This window comes from Kitasatospora sp. NPDC056531, from assembly GCF_042794375.1.
In the GTDB taxonomy this organism is placed as follows: Bacteria; Actinomycetota; Actinomycetes; order Streptomycetales; family Streptomycetaceae; genus Kitasatospora.
On record NZ_JBHTTU010000011.1, the window covers coordinates 18,805 to 34,873 of the forward strand.

The following is a 16,069-nucleotide window of genomic DNA, read 5'->3' on the forward strand; positions in this document are numbered from 1 at the left end:
TTTGGGCGCCTGGCCCATGCGACACCGCGCATGGGCCACTGAGGTGAACTAACCGGCGACAACTCGCAGTTCAGGCGCAGCCATGCAACCTTGGTTGCCATGTGTCGACCTGCGGCGCTGTTCACGGAGCGCCGGCGCGACAAGGAGCTGACCGAGTGGGAATCCAAGTTCTCTGCAATTGTGGCACCCAGTGCCCAGAAGAGGGTAGTTGTGGCTGCGTTTGGATCTACGACGAAGAAAGGTGCCAATGCTTTTGCGGCCCAGACATTGAGGTAGGACGGCGTAGCCTTTCTCAGGATGCCTTGGTGGACCTCGACGTCAGGGATCTCAAGCTGTCGTCCCTCGGAAAGTTCCTTGACGGACTCAGTGCCGCCGATGTGCTGATCCCGGCCTCGCTTATCGACAACAAGGTGTCACTGAGCCTGAAGCGGGTCACGCTGAAGGACGCTGTCAGGGAAGCCGGTCTGAGGCTGGGTTGATCGGGCCTGACCCGCGCAGACACTGATGGCCGACGAGGGCGAAGGTCCTCGTCGGCCATCAGTGTTCGTGGCGGCTAGTAGGTGCCCCACTCCCGGTCGGTGGAGACGATCTCGCGGCCGAGCGGCATCAGCGAGATCGGGATCATCTTGAGGTTCGCCCAGCCGAAGGGGATCCCGATGATCGACAGGAACAGCGGGATGCTGGTGGCCAGGTGCGCGAGGGCCAGCCACCATCCGGCGAAGATGAACCAGATCACGTTGCCGATGCAGGACGCGGCCCCGGCGTCGCGCCGCTCGACGGTTGTCCGCCCGAACGGCCACAGTATGAAGCCGGCGATCCGGAAGGAGGCAATGCCAAATGGGATGGTAATCACGAGCAGGCAGCAGATAATTCCGGCGAGCACGTAGGCAAGAGCCATCCAAATGCCGCAGAAAACCAACCAGATGACATTGAGGATGAACTTTATTGCACTCATGCCCGGTACCTTCTCACGACTGATGGCGTTGCACTACGACCGTGCCATGCCCGCCGGCGCGCGTGTCTACGCCCTTAGGGGTTGCACCTCAGGGATCGGTCCGGGTCGCCGCCGCCAGTAGGGTCGACCAACTCGAAGCCCTCGTTCGCAACCGCCTCAAGCGCCTCCAGTGCCGCGCTGACGTCCTCGACGGCTTCCTCGCCGGCACCGGACTCTCCCTCGACCTCCCACCGCCATCACCGTGAAGCGCCGAGGTCAGTGCGCGGGCGCAGCGTTCCGATCGCCTCGACGAAGGGGCACCCCAGGACAGCGGGTGGGGCCCCGGACAGGTTGTCGGCGGGGGTCGGTAGCCTGACCGCCTCATCTCTTGCTTTGCTTCACGTACCTGACAGAGGGGCCAGTGTCCTACCGCCGTCTTGTCGCGTCGGCCGCGGTTCTCGCGGCCGGTCTCGCACTCTCACCGGGAACGGCCCATGCGGCCGGATCGTCCGGTGGGAGCGCCGTGCCGCACCCCGCCTACATGCCGTTCGTCCTGCCGAACACTCCGGGATTCTCCAGCCCGGTGAGCAACTCGGTCCGGTTGACACCGCTGCCACCGGCGCCTTCCGGGGCCCCGGCCGCGCCCGGTCCGGTCACCACGGGTACCGGCCGGACGCTGTACGCCTCGTTCGCCGGGGCGCCCTGCACCCAGGAGTCCGGCACGGGCACCCAGGCCAGCCCCTACTGCCTCCTGCAGGACGCGGTGAACGCCGCGCAGCCCGGTGACACCGTCGACGTCCTGTCGTCCACGGGGTCCTCCTCCCAGGAGTCCGTGACGGTCCGGACGTCCGGCATCTCGATCGTCGGTACCGGCCCCCAGGCATGGGTCAGCGCGGGCAACGCCAACAGCGGCAAGCCCGCGCTCGTGCTCGACCACGTCTCCAACGTGACGGTCAGCAACCTCATGCTGACCTCGTGGGGCAATGCGACCGCGGTCGAGGTCATCGGGTCCACCGGGGTGACGATCGACTCGAGCTTCGTCAGCACGAGCAACAACCCCACCGGGGCCGACGCCCTCACCATCGACGGCGCCTCCAGCAACGTCACCGTGAGCCGGACCTATGTCGACACCGGCTTCTCCCGGACCGGGGCCCGGGCGATCAGCGTCGCCTCCGGGGCGCGAACCGTATCCCTCGCCGGCGACGTGCTGGCCGACGCCGGCATCACCGCGACCGGCGTGAACGGCCTGAACGTCGTCGGCAACACGATCCAGCGCGGCTGCGGCTCCGCGGTCGACCTCGAAGGCACCTCGTCCGGCGTCAGCGTCGAGAACAACCTCATCGAGGACGCCAACCCGAGCACCGACTACATGGGCACGTACCAGTCCAACTGCTCCGGATACGGGCTGACCTGGGCTCCGGACGTCACCGTCTCGCCCGGGTCGGCCGCCGGTACCACGGCCGACTACAACGACTTCTACGTCTACGGCAACGACGCCACCGCGCCCTACAGCTGGGCCGGCACCACGTACCCGACCCTGGCCGGCTTCCAGTCCGCTGTGGCCCAGGGCGCCCACGACACGAACGACACCAAGCAGGCGACCTCGACCGGGCTGCGGCCGAACACGTCGTCCCTCGTCGACATCCAGCCCCAGGTGGGTTCCGCCGCGATCAACTCGGCCAACCCGGCCGCGCCCGGGGCGCTGGGCTCGGACTTCTTCGGGACCAGCCCCCACACCAGCCGGGGGGCCGAGGAGTTCGACGCCAACCCCAACCTGGCCGTGGCGCTGACCGGCACGGACAACACCGCTTACTCCGTGTACGTCGGCATCAACGCCACCAGCGACGTGCAGACGCTCACCTATGACATCGCCTGGGGTGACGGCACCACCACCCACGCCACCGGCCGCCCGGACAGCCCGCCGGAGAGCCCGCACACCTATCCGCAGCTCGGCACCTACACGGCCAAGGTCACCGTCACCGACCAGTTCGGCAACGCGGTGACCAACAGCATCACCGTCACCACGTCCGGTTCGGAGTACGTGGCGTTCGGTCCGACGCGTCTGTTGGACAGTCGGGACGGCAGCGGGACGCCTCAGGTCGGGGCCTACTCGACGACCCGGGTGCAGGTGGCGGGTGCGAACGGCATTCCGGCGGGTGCGACGGCCGCGGTGCTGAACGTGACGGTGACGGGCACCACCGGTGCCGGGCACGTGACGGTGTTCGGGGACGGTTCGGCGGCGCCGACCACGTCGAACGTCAATTACATGGCGGGGCAGACGGTTCCGAACATGGTGGTGGCTCCGGTCGGGGCCGGCGGGTACGTGGATCTGGTCAACGCCGGTCCTTCGCTGGACCTGGTGGTGGACATCACCGGGTACTTTGTGAGGTCGTCGGCCGCCGGGTACACGCCGCTGTCGCCCTCGCGTCTGGTGGACACCAGGTACGGCACCGGTGCACCGCAGTCGCAGGTGGGTGCCGGGCAGGCGTTGCCGGTCCGGATCGCCGGTGCGGCGGGCGGTCAGCTGCCCACCTCGGGCATCACGGCGGTGGCGCTGAACGTGACCGTGACCAACCCGGGCACCGCCGGTCACCTGACCGTCTACCCGGGCGGCCAGCAGGCGCCCAACGCGTCGAACCTGAACTTCACGGCCGGGCAGACGGTCGCCAACTCGGTCGTCGTCCCCGTCGGTTCGGACGGCACGATCCAGGTGCTGAACGCGGCCGGGGCCTCCTCCGACGTGATCGTTGACGTGGTCGGCTACTACAGCCCCGCCGGCAGGAGCGCCTACCTGCCGGTCACCCCGACCCGCCTGCTGGACACCCGTGACACCACCAAGTGGCAGTACGGCCCGGTCGCCCCCTGGAGCTACGTCTACATGCCGGTGTCGGGCCAGCCCGACATCACCGCGTTCGCGCTGAACGCAACGATGACCAACACTACGTCGGACGGCCACCTGAGTGTCGCCCCAGACCCGAACACGCTCACCCAGTACGCGCAGAACACCTTCGCGCCGCTGTCGCCGCCGTCGGTCTCCTCGCTGAACTGGACGGCCGGCGGGACGGTGCCGAACCTGGTCCAGACGCCGACGGGTGCCAACAACATCATCGATTTCTGGAACGGGGCCGGCGGCACCAGTGACCTGATCGTCGACATGTTCGGCTTCTACCAGAACAACTGACCCCCGCAGTTCAGGGGCCCGGTGCGACGACTCGAACGCCGCACCGGGCCCTTGCCGGTTGCCTTGTCGGCCCACACCCCAGCCACTGGCTGCTGGCCGCTACTGACATCTGCTGTTTGGGGGATGGATTTGCCGTTTCGCTGACGGAGAGTCATCGGAACCGACGGCGATCCCCTGGATGTCGTTGCCGTCGGTGATCACCGTCAGTGGGCATCGCGGCAGCTGCCGGTGGGGGTGCAGAGGGTGATGGAGAGGGGCCGGCCGGTCGGGGGGATCCGGTAGTGGTATTCGGCGAAGGTGACGAGGTCGTCGGCGCCGAGGTCGATGGTGCTGTGGTGGACGGGGCTGACGATGTGGTCGGTGTCGCCGGAGACGTTGATGTCGTCCACCTGGCCGCGGTAGGCCGTGAACGCGTAGGCGTCCACGCCTGCCGTGGTGTCGGTCGGCATGGGGGTACGGGGGATGAGGTCCTTGATGGCGGTGAACCAGATGGTCGTGGGCGCCTCGCCGGTGTGGTTGATGATGGCGTAGCAGACGTCGAAGTTGTCCACCAGCCAGAACGCCATCGCCCGGTACTGGCCGTCGCTGTCGAGGACCACCAGGGTCGGTCGTGTCGGTTTCGGGCACTGGGGCGGTGTGTTGAGCGAGGCGATGAGGTCCACGATCCACTGCGCGGACGGCGGGGCGGGTTCGGGGAGCAGGACCGCGTGGCGGATCGGGCCGGGGGCGGGGATCGGCTCGCACGCGGCGGCCGCAGTCAGGGCCGTTACCAGCGCGGCCGTCGAACAGAGCGCACCGAAGCTGCGTTTCATCCTGTCTCCCCGGAACGACGGGTGCGACTCAGGATGCGCCCCCGACTCGGGCGGCGGCAAGACTCCGGGCGCGGGCCGCGCCCGGAGTCCGGTGGTGCGTCAGGAGCGCCGGGGGAGGTATGCGAGGCCGTGGGCGCCGGGTTCGGCGAGTTTGGGGAGGGTGAGGCGGGAGACGGCGGTGAGCGTGTCGAGGTCGATGATGTCGACGGTGGAGGAGACGACGCTGGAGACGTACGCGAGTCGGCCGTCGGGGGAGGAGGTGATGGTGAGGGGGAAGAGGCCGATGTCGACGGAGCCGAGGTGTCGGTGGGTGTCGGCGGAGAAGACGGTGAGGAGGCCGGGGGCCTGGCGGCCGAGGGGGGAGTCGGGGTCGGGGATCGCGCGGGTCTCGCCGGCCAGGAGCTTGCCGGTGGAGGTCAGGTGGACCGGGAGCACGGGGTGCTCGGTGGGGAGGGTGGCGGTCACCGAGGCCGAGCGGGCGTCGATGACGCGGATGCCGGGGGTGGAGTCGGGCTTCGCGGCGAAGCCGAGGTAGGGGGCGGCGACGTAGGCGCGGGTGCCGTCGGGGGAGACGGCGAGGCCCTCGCTACCGGGGACCTCGACCTTGGCGGTCAGGACACCGCGGTCGAGGTCCACGATGGACACGAACGGGGCCTCCTTGTTGGTGGCGAAGCCGGTGCGGCCGTCCGGGGAGATTTCGAACCAGTGCGGGCCGGGGGCGTCGGTGTCGATCCGGCCGATCGGGCGGCGGGTCTCGGTGTCGATGACCACGACGCCGCCGGGGCGGTCCGCCGAGGCCTCGACGCTGACGTAGAGGCGGCGGCGCGCCGGGTCCAGGGCCAGGCCGTGCGGGCCGTGCTCGGGGGCGAGGTCGATCACCTCGACGATCCGGCGGGTGTCGGCGTCGATGACGGTCAGCTTGGTGCAGTGGCCGCTGTGGGCGTTGTAGTAGCCGGAGTGGTACGCGCTGCTGCACCAGAGCAGGCGCTGGGTCGGGTCGAAGCACAACTCGTGCGGCTGGGCGGTGACTTCGATGCTGTCGAGGAGGTCGTCGGTGGCGGCGTCGAAGAAGGAGACGGTCGGCCCGCTCTGGCTGACGGCGGCGAGGACGTCGCCGGCGAGGTGGGACCGGGGGTTGTTCGGCACGGGTGCTCCTTGGAACGGATGTCGAGTGGACGGTGTGGACGGGTTCCACTCTCCGCGGTCCGGGGCGGCTACACCATGCAAGGATTGGCACGGGATCATTGACGTAGACGCAAAAGTACAGTTCAGGAGCATCGAATGGACCTCAACCTGCTGCGGGTCCTGGACGCCCTGCTCCAGGAGAACAGCGTGACCCGGGCCGCCGAGCGGCTCGGCACCTCGCCTGCGGCGGTGAGCCGGATGCTGGCCCGGCTGCGCCGGGCAGTCGGCGATCCGCTGCTGGTGCGGGCCGGTCAGGGCCTGGTGCCGACACCGCGGGCGGTCGAACTGCGGGATGAGGTGGGCGCGTTGCTGCGCGGCTGCGAGAACGTGCTGCGGCCCGGGGCGGGCTTCGATCCCGTGCACCTGGAGCGGACCTTCACGGTACAGACCAGCGACCTGGTGCTGGTCCGGGTGGCCGGACCGCTGACCGAGCGGATCCGTGCGGAGGCGCCGAACGTCGACGTGGTGTTCCTGCCGGAGGCACTGGAGGGCGGGCCGGCGCTGCGCCAGGGGCTGGTGGACGTCGAGGTGGGCGTGCTCGAGCAGTTGGACCCGGAGATCCGCACCCGGTCGCTGGTCAGTGCGCCGGTGGTGGCCGTGGCGCGCGACGGCCACCCGCTGTTCGAGGGGCGGATCACCGCCCGGCGCTTCGCCGCCGCCGACCATATCGGTATCTCCCGGCGGGGCAAGCGGCTCGGGCCGATCGACGCCGCGCTGGCCGAGCGCGGGCTGCGGCGCCGGGTGGCGGTGGTGGCGCCCAGCCACACCAGTGCGATGCTGCTGGCCCGGGACAGTGACCTGGTCTCGCTCGGCCTGGCGGACTGGCTGCCGGAGACCCTCGCCGCGCTGGGCCTGCGCACCTTCCCGATCCCGCTCCAACTCGCCCCGCTTGAGCTGGGTATGGCCTGGCATCCGCGCAACTCGGCGGACCCGGGCCAGCGTTGGTTCCGCGAGCATGTGGCAGCCGCCGTCCGGCAGGCGCGGGCGGAGTGAGTCGGCGGGGAGCGGCGGCGGGGAGCGGCAAGGGGCGCGGCAAGGGGCGCGGTACGGACCCCACCGTCCGTACCGCGCCCCTCAGTTGAGCTCCGTCACCGGCGCAACGGGCCCTCGCAGGTGTAGTCGGCGGTGCCCGCCTTGCCGTTGGTCCAGACGTCGACCTTGCCGAAGGTGCAGTTCATGTCGTTGAGGTTGTTGGCGTCCTCGACGTCCTTGGTACGGCTGAGGATGAAGTAGTCCACGGTGTCGGACATGTCCTTGAAGACCTTGTCCGGGTTCGCGGAGTCGGAGAGGTTGGCGGTGATCTTGCCGGTGCAGATGAAGCGCATCGGCTTGTTGGCCCAGTCGCCGTTGTCCTTGCAGTTCGGCGTGGCGCCGGTGGCGTCGGCGAACGCGTCCTGGACGTCGCCGGCCTCGGCGAGGTCCAGCGAGCCGTTGTCGAGGAAGGAGGTCGACGGCACGTAGAGGTTGTCGACGTTCTTGATCTGCGCGTCCAGGAAGGCGTAGTACTCGGTCTGCAGGGCGGCGTCGGAGCCCATCCGGTCGCGCCAGGCGTCGAAGCCGGCCGGGTCGTCGGCGCGCTGGTAGCCGTACATCTCGCGGATCAGTGAGGGGTGCTTCTGCCAGAGGAACTCGAAGAAGGTGCCGGCGTAGTTGTAGAAGTGGAACGCCGGAGTGTCGTTGTAACTGGAGTGCAGGATCTGGGCGATGGTCATCCGGGGGATGCCGGCGGCCTCGTCCGAGGCGAGCTTGCGGACCAGGGACTTGCGCACCAGGATGCCCTGGTCGCGGGTGGAGCCGTCGAAGAACTCGGCGGTGCCCTCGTCCATCGCGGTGGTCTTGTCGTTGGCGTACCAGCGCTCGTCGCCGAAGTAACCCGGCACCGCCCAGCGGCCGTTGAGGTAGTGAACGTACTCGTGGCGGAACAGTTCCTCGAGGGTGAGGGTGGAGTCCTGCGGGACGCGCCGCTGGTAGGTGTAGAAGGTGGCGCCGCGCTCGATGTAGATGCCGCCGTTGTTGGTGCTGTAGCCGGTGAGGATCGGGTGGTACACCTCGTAGTCGGCGCGCGAGGCGTAGAGGTGGATGTGCAGGGTGGTGTTGATGTCGTCGGCGAGCGGCTGGTCGGTGCCGAGGACGCGGAAGTACTGGCTCTTCACCTGCTTGCTGGCGTAGTACATCTGGTCGACGGTGGCCTTGTCGAGGGCGGTGCGGACCTCGATGGCGCCGTTGTCGTAGGTGTACGTGTGGGGGAAGAGCCGGGCCTCCAGGTCGGATATGCAGACGCCGTACTGCTGGCAGACGCCGTAGGTGTTGGCCCAGCCGATGGCCTTGGCCCATGGGTCGGACCACTCGCCGAAGGTGGTCTTGGTGGCGTCGATCAGCGGGCCGAGGTCGGCGAGGGCGGCGTCGTGCAGGGCCGGGACCTGGCCGAAGCGGCCGTACTCGCCGACGGCGTCGCGGGCGGCCCAGGCGTTCCGGGTGCCCTTGAGGTGGCCCCAGGAGGCGTACGCGCGGAACGCGGCCCGGTAGTCGGCGTCGGAGGCGACGGCGGCGAGGAAGGCCGGGTCCTGGTTGTAGATCCCCAGGTAGTTGAGGTTGAGCGCCTGCAGGACGGCGTTGCCCCAGTGGGTGTTGTCGGCGAGGGCGGTACCGGGGGCGAGCGAGGCGAGGATGCGCTTGGCGAGGCCCAGGTTGTGCTGGCGCAGGCCGTCGGCGCCGGCGGTGATGGCGGTCTCGCGCAGGATGTCGGCGGCCAGGTCGGTGCCGTCGAAGGCGTGCGCGCTGCCCGCGTACGTCGTGACGGCCTGCTGGATCGCGGTGAGCGTGGCCGGGTCGCCGACGTTCAGCTCGTGGTGGTTGAAGGCGTGGTAGACGGTCGCGTGCAGGTACGTCCACAGCTCGTAGAGGTGGGAGGCGCCGGTGCCGTCGTCGGTGGCGGACAGCTGGGCGATCCGGTGGGCGACGGCCTGGACGTGGGCGTTGTCCATGGTGGTGGCGAACCGGGCGTCCCAGGTCCAGATGACCGAGCGCAGGCAGCCGTCGGCGGTGACGGCCGGGTCGGCGAGGAAGGCGACCAGCTGATCCGGGTTGAGGCCGGTGAAGCCGTCGACGGTGCAGGGCACCCCGGCGCTGGTGTGGGGTGCGGCGCCGGCAGGGGTGGCGGCGAGTTGGTCGGCGGTCGGGGCGGGCGCGCCGACGTGGTCGGGCAGCAGGCCGGGGATCAGGGTGCTGCCGAGCGAGCCGCCGCCGGGGGCCGGGGCGGGGGCGCCGGGCTTGGCGGCGGCGGTGCCGAGGTGGTCGGCGTCGTCGTAGGCGGTGCGCTGATCGGGGTCGGTCTGGCTGGGCTTGGTCTGGCTGGGCTTGGTCTGGGCGGGCGCGGCCTTGGTGGCCGTCGCCGAGGGGGCGGGGGTGGGTGCGGCGGCCTGGGCGCTCTGCAGGGTGGGCAGCGTGAGGGTCGCGGCCGTCGCGGCGGCGAGCAGGGCTCGCTTGGCAAGGCGGGAAGTTGACACCGGCTCTCCTGGAGGGGGAAGTGGCAGGGCGGTGCGAGGCGGCAGTGCGGTGGATTTCCGGACCGGGACTGCCGGGGGCCGGGGCGGACGCTGGGGGGCTGTGGCCGCCCTCGGGTGAGCCGTAACATAGCAATGTGAAATTGCACCTGCCAAGAGGGTGAACAGGTTTGACCCCGGCTCAGCGTCCAGTCGCACTTCTGGATACCCTGCGGGGGTACAGGGCAGCCGGAGACGGTCGGGAGGCGAACCATGGAGCGGCCGCGGCCGAACGGTGCGCCGGTTCCGTCGGTGCTGCGTCTACTGCTCCTCGCCGCCCTGCTGTTGGGTGTCGTGACGATGCACACGCTCGGCCACCCGACCGGCGGCCACGGCAGTCACGGAGCGGAGGTGGCGGCGGTCCAACGGATGCCGGAGCACCACGCGGCAGCCGTCCCGATGACACACGCGAGCGTGACCGCCGACCCCGCTGCCGCCGGCGGCATGGATCCGATGACGGTCTGTCTCGCCGTCCTGGCCGGCTGGACCTTGGTGCTCCTGATCGTCGGCCCGCTGCTGCGCCGCAGTGGCGACGCCGCCGCCGAGGTGCGGGCCCGGTTGCTACGGGCCGTCCGCGCGCTGCCGCCGCCCGAAGGCGGGCGGATCCTCCTCAACCGGCTGTCGGTGCTGCGTCAGTAGGCGCGCGCCCGCCGCTCCGTGCCCGCGCGCACTTCCTCGCGCCCGCGTACGGAACGGCCGACGCGACGTCCCGTACGCCCACTCCACCGCACGAGGTGCACTCCGCCATGCGCACTCCCACCCGTCGTACCGTCCTCGGCGCCGCGCTCGCCGCCGCCGGGACCGGCCTGCTCGCCGCCTGCTCCTCCGACTCGATGAAGGGCATGGACCACTCGTCCATGAACCACTCCTCGATGAACGGCACCGGCACCCCGGCCGCCGCCCCCGCCGGCTTCGTCGCGCCCAACGGTCCCGAGGTCGCCGCCGCCGAGGCCGAACGCAAGCCCGGACCCGAGCGCAAGGTCGCGCTCACCGCCACCGAGGCCACCCTCGACCTGGGCGGACGAACCGTCCGCAGCTGGGCGTACGGCGACCGGCTGCCCGGCCAGGAGGTGCGCGCCACCCTCGGCGACACGCTCGCCGTCACCCTCGCCAACCACCTGCCGCGGTCCACCTCCCTGCACTGGCACGGCCTCGCGCTGCGCAACGACATGGACGGCGTGCCGGGCGTGACCCAGGCCGACGTCAAGCCCGGCGCCTCCTTCGACTACCGCTTCGCGCTCGCCCACCCGGGCACCTACTGGTTCCACCCGCACTCCGGCGTCCAGCAGGACCGCGGCCTGTACGCGCCGCTGATCGTCGAGGACCCGAAGGAACCGCTGCGCTACGACAAGGAGTGGGTCGTCGTCCTGGACGACTGGGTGGACGGTGTCGACGGCAGCACCCCGGACGCCGTCCTCGCCGAGCTCGCCAAGGGCATGGGCGGGACGGACCACTCCGGCCACGACATGTCAGGGACGCCCGGCATGGACATGCCCGGCATGGACATGGGCGGCACGGGCGGTACGCGCGGTGCCCCCACCGGATCCACCGGCCCGTCCCGGATGCTGATGGGTGCCCGGAGCCCGCTGCTCGGCGGCGACGCGGGCGACGTCGCCCACCCGTTCCACCTGGTCAACGGCCGCCTGGCGAGCGCCCCCGAGACCTTCACCGCCGAGCCCGGCGACCGGATCCGGATCCGCCTGATCAACGCGGGCGGCGACACGGCCTACCGGGTCGCCCTCGGAGGCCATGACCTGACGGTCACCCACACCGACGGCTTCCCGGTCGAACCGGCCACCACCCAGGCGCTGCTGCTCGGCATGGGCGAGCGCTACGACGTCCTGGTCACCGCCAAGGACGGCGTCTTCCCGCTCACCGCGCTCGCCGAGGGCAAGAACGCCGCCGCCCTGGCCGTGCTGCGCACCGGCGGCGGCACCGCGCCCGACGCCGGGACGCGCCCGGCCGAGATGGACGGCAGGCTGCTGACCGCCGCGCAGCTCAAGGCCGACGCGAGCGTGCGGCTGCCCGCCAAGGCGCCGGACCGGACGGTGAAGCTGGAGCTCACCGGCGGCATGGCGAAGGCCGACTGGGCGTTCAACGGCCGAGGGTACGACCCCTCGCAGCGCTACCCGGTGGCGGCGGGGGAGCGGGTGCGGCTGGAGTTCCGCAACAGCACCGGCATGTGGCACCCCGTCCACCTGCACGGACACGCCTTCGCGCTGGGCGGCGACGGCCCGCGCAAGGACACCGCGATCGTGCTGCCGGGCACGACTCTGGCCGTGGACTTCGACGCCGACAACCCGGGTCTGTGGATGGTGCACTGCCACAACGTCTACCACTCGGAGGCCGGCATGATGACCGTCCTCGGTTACCAGTCGTAACCACGGTCCACGTTCTGAGACGCCGGGCCGGGGGCCACCCCCTCGCCCCGTTCCACGTTCTGAGACGCCGGGGCGGGGGCCGTCTCCCCCGCCCCGGCAACCGTCCCGCCGCACCATGCCACCCGCCCCGACCTGCGCATCCATGACGTTTTCTTAACGCGGGCCGATGACGTCTCCTTAACGGCTGTCGCATAGCCTGGCGCACTGCCGTCGCCCGACGGCGCTTTTACGGGGTCTTTAAACAAGAGGTGCAAGGTGGTTTCGTCGGGTTCGACGGAGACGACGACGGAGGATCCGTCGTCGGCTCGAATACGGCTCCGCAGCTGGCTGCTGGAGGACATGTCCCCGGACAAGTCCGCCCAGAAGGCCGGCACGGAGGCATCGGAAGGCGGTGCGGAGCCGGGGGACTCCGCCGCCGGCGCCGAGCACGGTGCGCACGCCGGCCAGCCCTGGTGGCGCGTGATGTGCCTGACCGGCCTGGACTACTTCTCCACGCTCGGTTACCAGCCGGGCATCGCCGCCCTCGCGGCCGGCCTGCTGTCGCCGATCGCCACGATCGTGCTCGTGCTCGTCACCCTGCTGGGCGCGCTGCCGGTCTACCGGCGGGTCGCCAAGGAGAGCCCGCGCGGCGAGGGCTCGATCGCGATGCTGGAGCGGCTGCTGCCGTTCTGGAAGGGCAAGCTGTTCGTCCTCGCGCTGCTCGGCTTCGCGGCGACGGACTTCATCATCACGATCACGCTCTCGGCCGCCGACGCCAGCGCGCACCTGGTCGAGAACCCGCACCTGACCAGCGTGCTCGGCGGCAAGCAGATGGTGATCACGCTGGTCCTGGTCGCCCTGCTCGGTGCGGTCTTCCTCAAGGGCTTCAGCGAGGCGATCGGCATGGCCGTGGTGCTCGTCGGGGTCTACCTGGCGCTCAACGTGGTCGTCGTCGTGGTCGGCATCTGGAAGATCATCCAGGCGCCGCACGTCGTCGCCGACTGGTCCAACGCGCTGACCGCCGAGCACGGCAACGTGTTCGTCATGATCGGCGTCTCGCTCGTCGTCTTCCCGAAGCTCGCGCTCGGCATGTCCGGCTTCGAGACCGGCGTCGCCGTGATGCCGCACATCAAGGGCGACGCCGGCGACACCAACGCCAACCCGGCCGGCCGGATCCGCGGCACCCGCAAGCTGCTCACCACCGCCGCCGTGATCATGAGCGCCTTCCTGATCGCCACCAGCTTCATCTGCACGCTGCTCATCCCGGCCAAGGAGTTCGAGGACGGCGGCCAGGCCAACGGCCGCGCCCTCGCCTACCTGGCGCACGAGTACCTGGGCGGCGCCTTCGGCAGCGTCTACGACCTGTCGACCATCGCCATCCTGTGGTTCGCCGGCGCCTCCGCCATGGCGGGCATGCTCAACCTGCTGCCCCGCTACCTGCCGCGCTACGGCATGGCCCCGCACTGGGCCCGCGCCGTCCGTCCGATGGTGATCGTCCTGACGATCGTCGGCTTCCTGATCACCTGGCTGTTCGACGCGAACGTCGACGCCCAGGGCGGCGCCTACGCCACCGGTGTGCTGGTCCTGATCAGCTCGGCGGCCATCGCCGTCACCATCGCCGCCTACAAGAAGCGTCAGCGCGGCTGGACCATCGCCTTCGGGATCATCTCGGCGGTCTTCCTCTACACCACCGTGCTGAACACCATGGAGCGCCCGGACGGTGTCAAGATCGGTGCCTGCTTCATCGCCGGCATCATCCTGGTCTCGCTGCTCTCCCGTCTGAAGCGCGCCTTCGAGCTGCGGGTCACGGACGTCGTGCTGGACGAGACGGCCGAGCGCTTCATCCGCGACTACGCCCACCGCCCGCTGCGCCTGATCGCCAACGAGCCGACCAACCGGGACGTCGCCGAGTACCGCGACAAGATCCGGCAGATCCGCGCCGACAACGACATCCCGGGCGAGGACGACCTGGTCTTCGTCGAGGTGACGGTCCGCGACGCGTCGGACTTCGAGTCCGAGCTGACCGTGCGCGGCGAGGTGCTGCACAGCCGCTACCGGGTGCTCACCCTGGAGAGCTCCAGCATCCCGAACGCGATCGCCGCGCTGGCGCTCACCGTCCGGGACCGCACCGGGCAGCGGCCGCACCTGTACTTCGAGTGGACCGAGGGCAACCCCTTCGCCCAGTTCCTGCGGTTCTTCCTGTTCGGCCAGGGCGAGGTCGCGCCGGTCACCCGTGAGGTGCTGCGCGAGGCGGAGCCGGACCGGACCAAGCGTCCGCGCGTCCACGTCGGCTGACCCGCGCCCCCGCGCCGCCACGGCCCGTCCGGTCCTCCACGACCGGGCGGGCCGTCGCCGTTCCCGTAGGTACCCCTAGAGTGCGATCGGACCGACACCCCGTTGGTCGAGCACAGCGCCGGACACCGCGAGAAAGGGCCCAGCCCGCATGAGTACCGCACCCGAGCACTACGACCGTCTCCTCGCCGCCCACTACACCTGGATGCTCGGCGGCGACATCCCCGCGCTCGCCGAGGCGCAGGCCGAACTGCTGGCCGGGCTGGGGGTCGCGCCCGGGGCCGGTTCCGGCACCGCCGTGGACCTCGGCGCCGGCCCGGGCACCCAGACCCTGGCGCTGGCCGCGCTCGGCTTCGGGCCCGTCCTCGCGGTCGACACCAGCGCGCCGCTGCTGGCGGAGCTGACCGAGTCGGCGGCGAAGGCCGGGTACGCCGAGGCGGTCCGGACCGTACGGGCCGACCTGCGCGGCGCGCTGCCGCAGCACACCGAGCCGGGCTCGGTGACCACGGTGGTCTGCATGGGCGACACCCTCACCCACCTGCCGTCCCGCGCGGACGTGGCCGCACTGCTGCGCGACGCCGCCGCCGCGCTCGCCCCGGGCGGGCGGCTGGTGCTCACCTTCCGCGACCTCACCCGCCCGCTGGCCGGCACCGACCGCTTCCTGCCGGTGCGCTCCACGCCGGACCGGATCATGACCTGCTTCCTGGAGTACCCGGACGAGGACACCGCGCTGGTGCACGACCTGATCCACACCCGCGCCGGCGAGGGCTGGACCCAGCAGGTCAGCAGCTACCCGAAGCTGCGGCTGGCGGTCGGCTGGGTGGAGGAGCAGGTGCGCGCGGCGGGCCTGGAGGTGCGCCACGGCGAGACCGACGCGCGGGGGCTGCACGTGCTGGCGGCGGTCCGGCCGTAGCCCGACCGTAGCGCCGGGGCGACTCGCGGAGAAGCCCTCGGGGAGACGACCGCAGGGCGCCGCCCACGCCAGGAGGGGGCGTGGGCGGCGGCTCGGTGGGGCGCGGTCAGGACGGCAGGCGAAGCACCAGGCCGGGCTCGATGAGGTCCGGGTCCTCGCCCACGACGGAGCGGTTGAGCGCGTAGAGGGCGGGCCAGCCGCCGGGGACGCGCAGCGCGGTGGCGAGCTGGTCCAGGGTGTCGCCCTCGCGGACGGTCCACTGGCCGTCCTCGTCGGCGGAAGCGGAGGAGGAGGCGGCGGACGTGGACGCGGGGGCCGACGTCGCGGCGGGCGGCGGCAGCACGGCGGCGCGTCCGTGGTCGCGGGTGGCCCCGTGGCCGTGGCCGTGGTCGTGGCCGTGGCCGCTGCCGGCGCGGGCGCGGGCGCCGCAGACCGGCCACGGGGCGAGGCCGCGACGGTCGGCGAGGTGCTGGGCGACCGCCATCTGTTCCTCGCGGCTGGCGAGGTCGGGGCGCGGGGCGTAGGCGAGGCCGCCGTTCGCCCGCCAGGTGGACTGGTCGAACTGGAGGCCGCCGAAGTAGCCGTTGCCGCTGTTGACGTGCCAGTTGCCGCTGCTCTCGCAGGCTGCCACGCGCTCCCAGTCGTACCTCCCGCCGGGATCGGTCCCGGTCTCCCCGCCCGGGGGTGCGGCGTGGGCCGCGGAGGAGGCGAGGGCCACGGCAAGGGCGCAGAGCGCGGTGGGGACGAGGCGGCGGAGACAGGCGGTGGGAGGCATGGGCGACTCTCAGGTCCGGGGACAGGGCGTGCACCGCCCGGAGGCGGCGCGTTCCAACCGACGCATGCCGAGTGG

Annotated in this window: 12 protein-coding genes and 1 pseudogene; 8 read left to right on the plus strand and 5 right to left on the minus strand. The window is 71.0% G+C overall.

Annotated elements, in window-relative coordinates:
• The first annotated feature begins 305 nt into the window (after positions 1–305).
• Complete coding sequence (locus ACFQ87_RS13310) at positions 306–479, plus strand: hypothetical protein (RefSeq protein WP_380610815.1); 174 nt, start codon at positions 306–308, stop codon at positions 477–479.
• 74 nt (positions 480–553) lie between these two features.
• On the opposite strand, the gene ACFQ87_RS13315 is transcribed toward ACFQ87_RS13310, so the two are convergent.
• Positions 554–955, minus strand: a complete 402-nt coding sequence (locus tag ACFQ87_RS13315) for a YccF domain-containing protein (protein ID WP_380610817.1) — start codon at positions 953–955, stop codon at positions 554–556.
• Between the two features lie 125 nt (positions 956–1,080).
• Between ACFQ87_RS13315 and ACFQ87_RS13320 the strand changes: the two are divergent.
• Positions 1,081–1,200 (plus strand): annotated as a pseudogene (locus tag ACFQ87_RS13320) (IS630 family transposase); the annotation flags it as partial.
• Between the two features lie 257 nt (positions 1,201–1,457).
• Positions 1,458–4,115 carry a beta strand repeat-containing protein gene (locus ACFQ87_RS13325; RefSeq protein WP_380610818.1) on the plus strand — a complete coding sequence of 886 codons (2,658 nt, stop codon included), beginning with the start codon at positions 1,458–1,460 and terminating at the stop codon, positions 4,113–4,115.
• Between the two features lie 203 nt (positions 4,116–4,318).
• Here the strand turns inward: ACFQ87_RS13325 and ACFQ87_RS13330 are convergent, their stop codons facing one another.
• Complete coding sequence (locus tag ACFQ87_RS13330; protein WP_380610819.1) at positions 4,319–4,927, minus strand: hypothetical protein; 609 nt, start codon at positions 4,925–4,927, stop codon at positions 4,319–4,321.
• A gap of 99 nt (positions 4,928–5,026) precedes the next feature.
• On the minus strand, positions 5,027–6,073 hold the full coding sequence (locus ACFQ87_RS13335) for a YncE family protein (protein WP_380610820.1): 1,047 nt from the start codon (positions 6,071–6,073) through the stop codon (positions 5,027–5,029).
• Between the two features lie 135 nt (positions 6,074–6,208).
• On the opposite strand from ACFQ87_RS13335, the gene ACFQ87_RS13340 reads away from it, so the two are divergent.
• Positions 6,209–7,105: a LysR family transcriptional regulator gene (locus tag ACFQ87_RS13340; RefSeq protein WP_380610822.1), complete on the plus strand. Its 897-nt coding sequence runs from the start codon at positions 6,209–6,211 to the stop codon at positions 7,103–7,105.
• A 95-nt stretch (positions 7,106–7,200) separates the two neighbouring features.
• On the opposite strand, the gene ACFQ87_RS13345 is transcribed toward ACFQ87_RS13340, so the two are convergent.
• Complete coding sequence (locus tag ACFQ87_RS13345) at positions 7,201–9,618, minus strand: collagenase (RefSeq protein WP_380610824.1); 2,418 nt, start codon at positions 9,616–9,618, stop codon at positions 7,201–7,203.
• Between the two features lie 249 nt (positions 9,619–9,867).
• On the opposite strand from ACFQ87_RS13345, the gene ACFQ87_RS13350 reads away from it, so the two are divergent.
• The 4 genes from ACFQ87_RS13350 to ACFQ87_RS13365 all read left to right on the plus strand — a co-directional run bounded on the left by ACFQ87_RS13350 (position 9,868) and on the right by ACFQ87_RS13365 (position 15,219).
• A complete protein-coding gene (locus ACFQ87_RS13350; RefSeq protein ID WP_380610825.1) occupies positions 9,868–10,293 on the plus strand; it encodes a DUF6153 family protein in 426 nt (141 codons plus the stop codon).
• A 107-nt stretch (positions 10,294–10,400) separates the two neighbouring features.
• Complete coding sequence (locus ACFQ87_RS13355) at positions 10,401–12,035, plus strand: multicopper oxidase family protein (protein WP_380610826.1); 1,635 nt, start codon at positions 10,401–10,403, stop codon at positions 12,033–12,035.
• 339 nt (positions 12,036–12,374) lie between these two features.
• The gene (locus ACFQ87_RS13360; RefSeq protein WP_380610827.1) at positions 12,375–14,309 is read left to right on the plus strand and encodes an amino acid transporter; all 1,935 of its coding nucleotides are present in this window, start codon (positions 12,375–12,377) and stop codon (positions 14,307–14,309) included.
• Between the two features lie 148 nt (positions 14,310–14,457).
• Positions 14,458–15,219: a methyltransferase domain-containing protein gene (locus ACFQ87_RS13365; RefSeq protein WP_380610828.1), complete on the plus strand. Its 762-nt coding sequence runs from the start codon at positions 14,458–14,460 to the stop codon at positions 15,217–15,219.
• A gap of 106 nt (positions 15,220–15,325) precedes the next feature.
• Here ACFQ87_RS13365 and ACFQ87_RS13370 read toward each other — a convergent pair whose 3' ends face one another.
• Positions 15,326–15,994: a transglycosylase family protein gene (locus ACFQ87_RS13370; protein ID WP_380610829.1), complete on the minus strand. Its 669-nt coding sequence runs from the start codon at positions 15,992–15,994 to the stop codon at positions 15,326–15,328.
• Between the last annotated feature and the right edge of the window lie 75 nt (positions 15,995–16,069).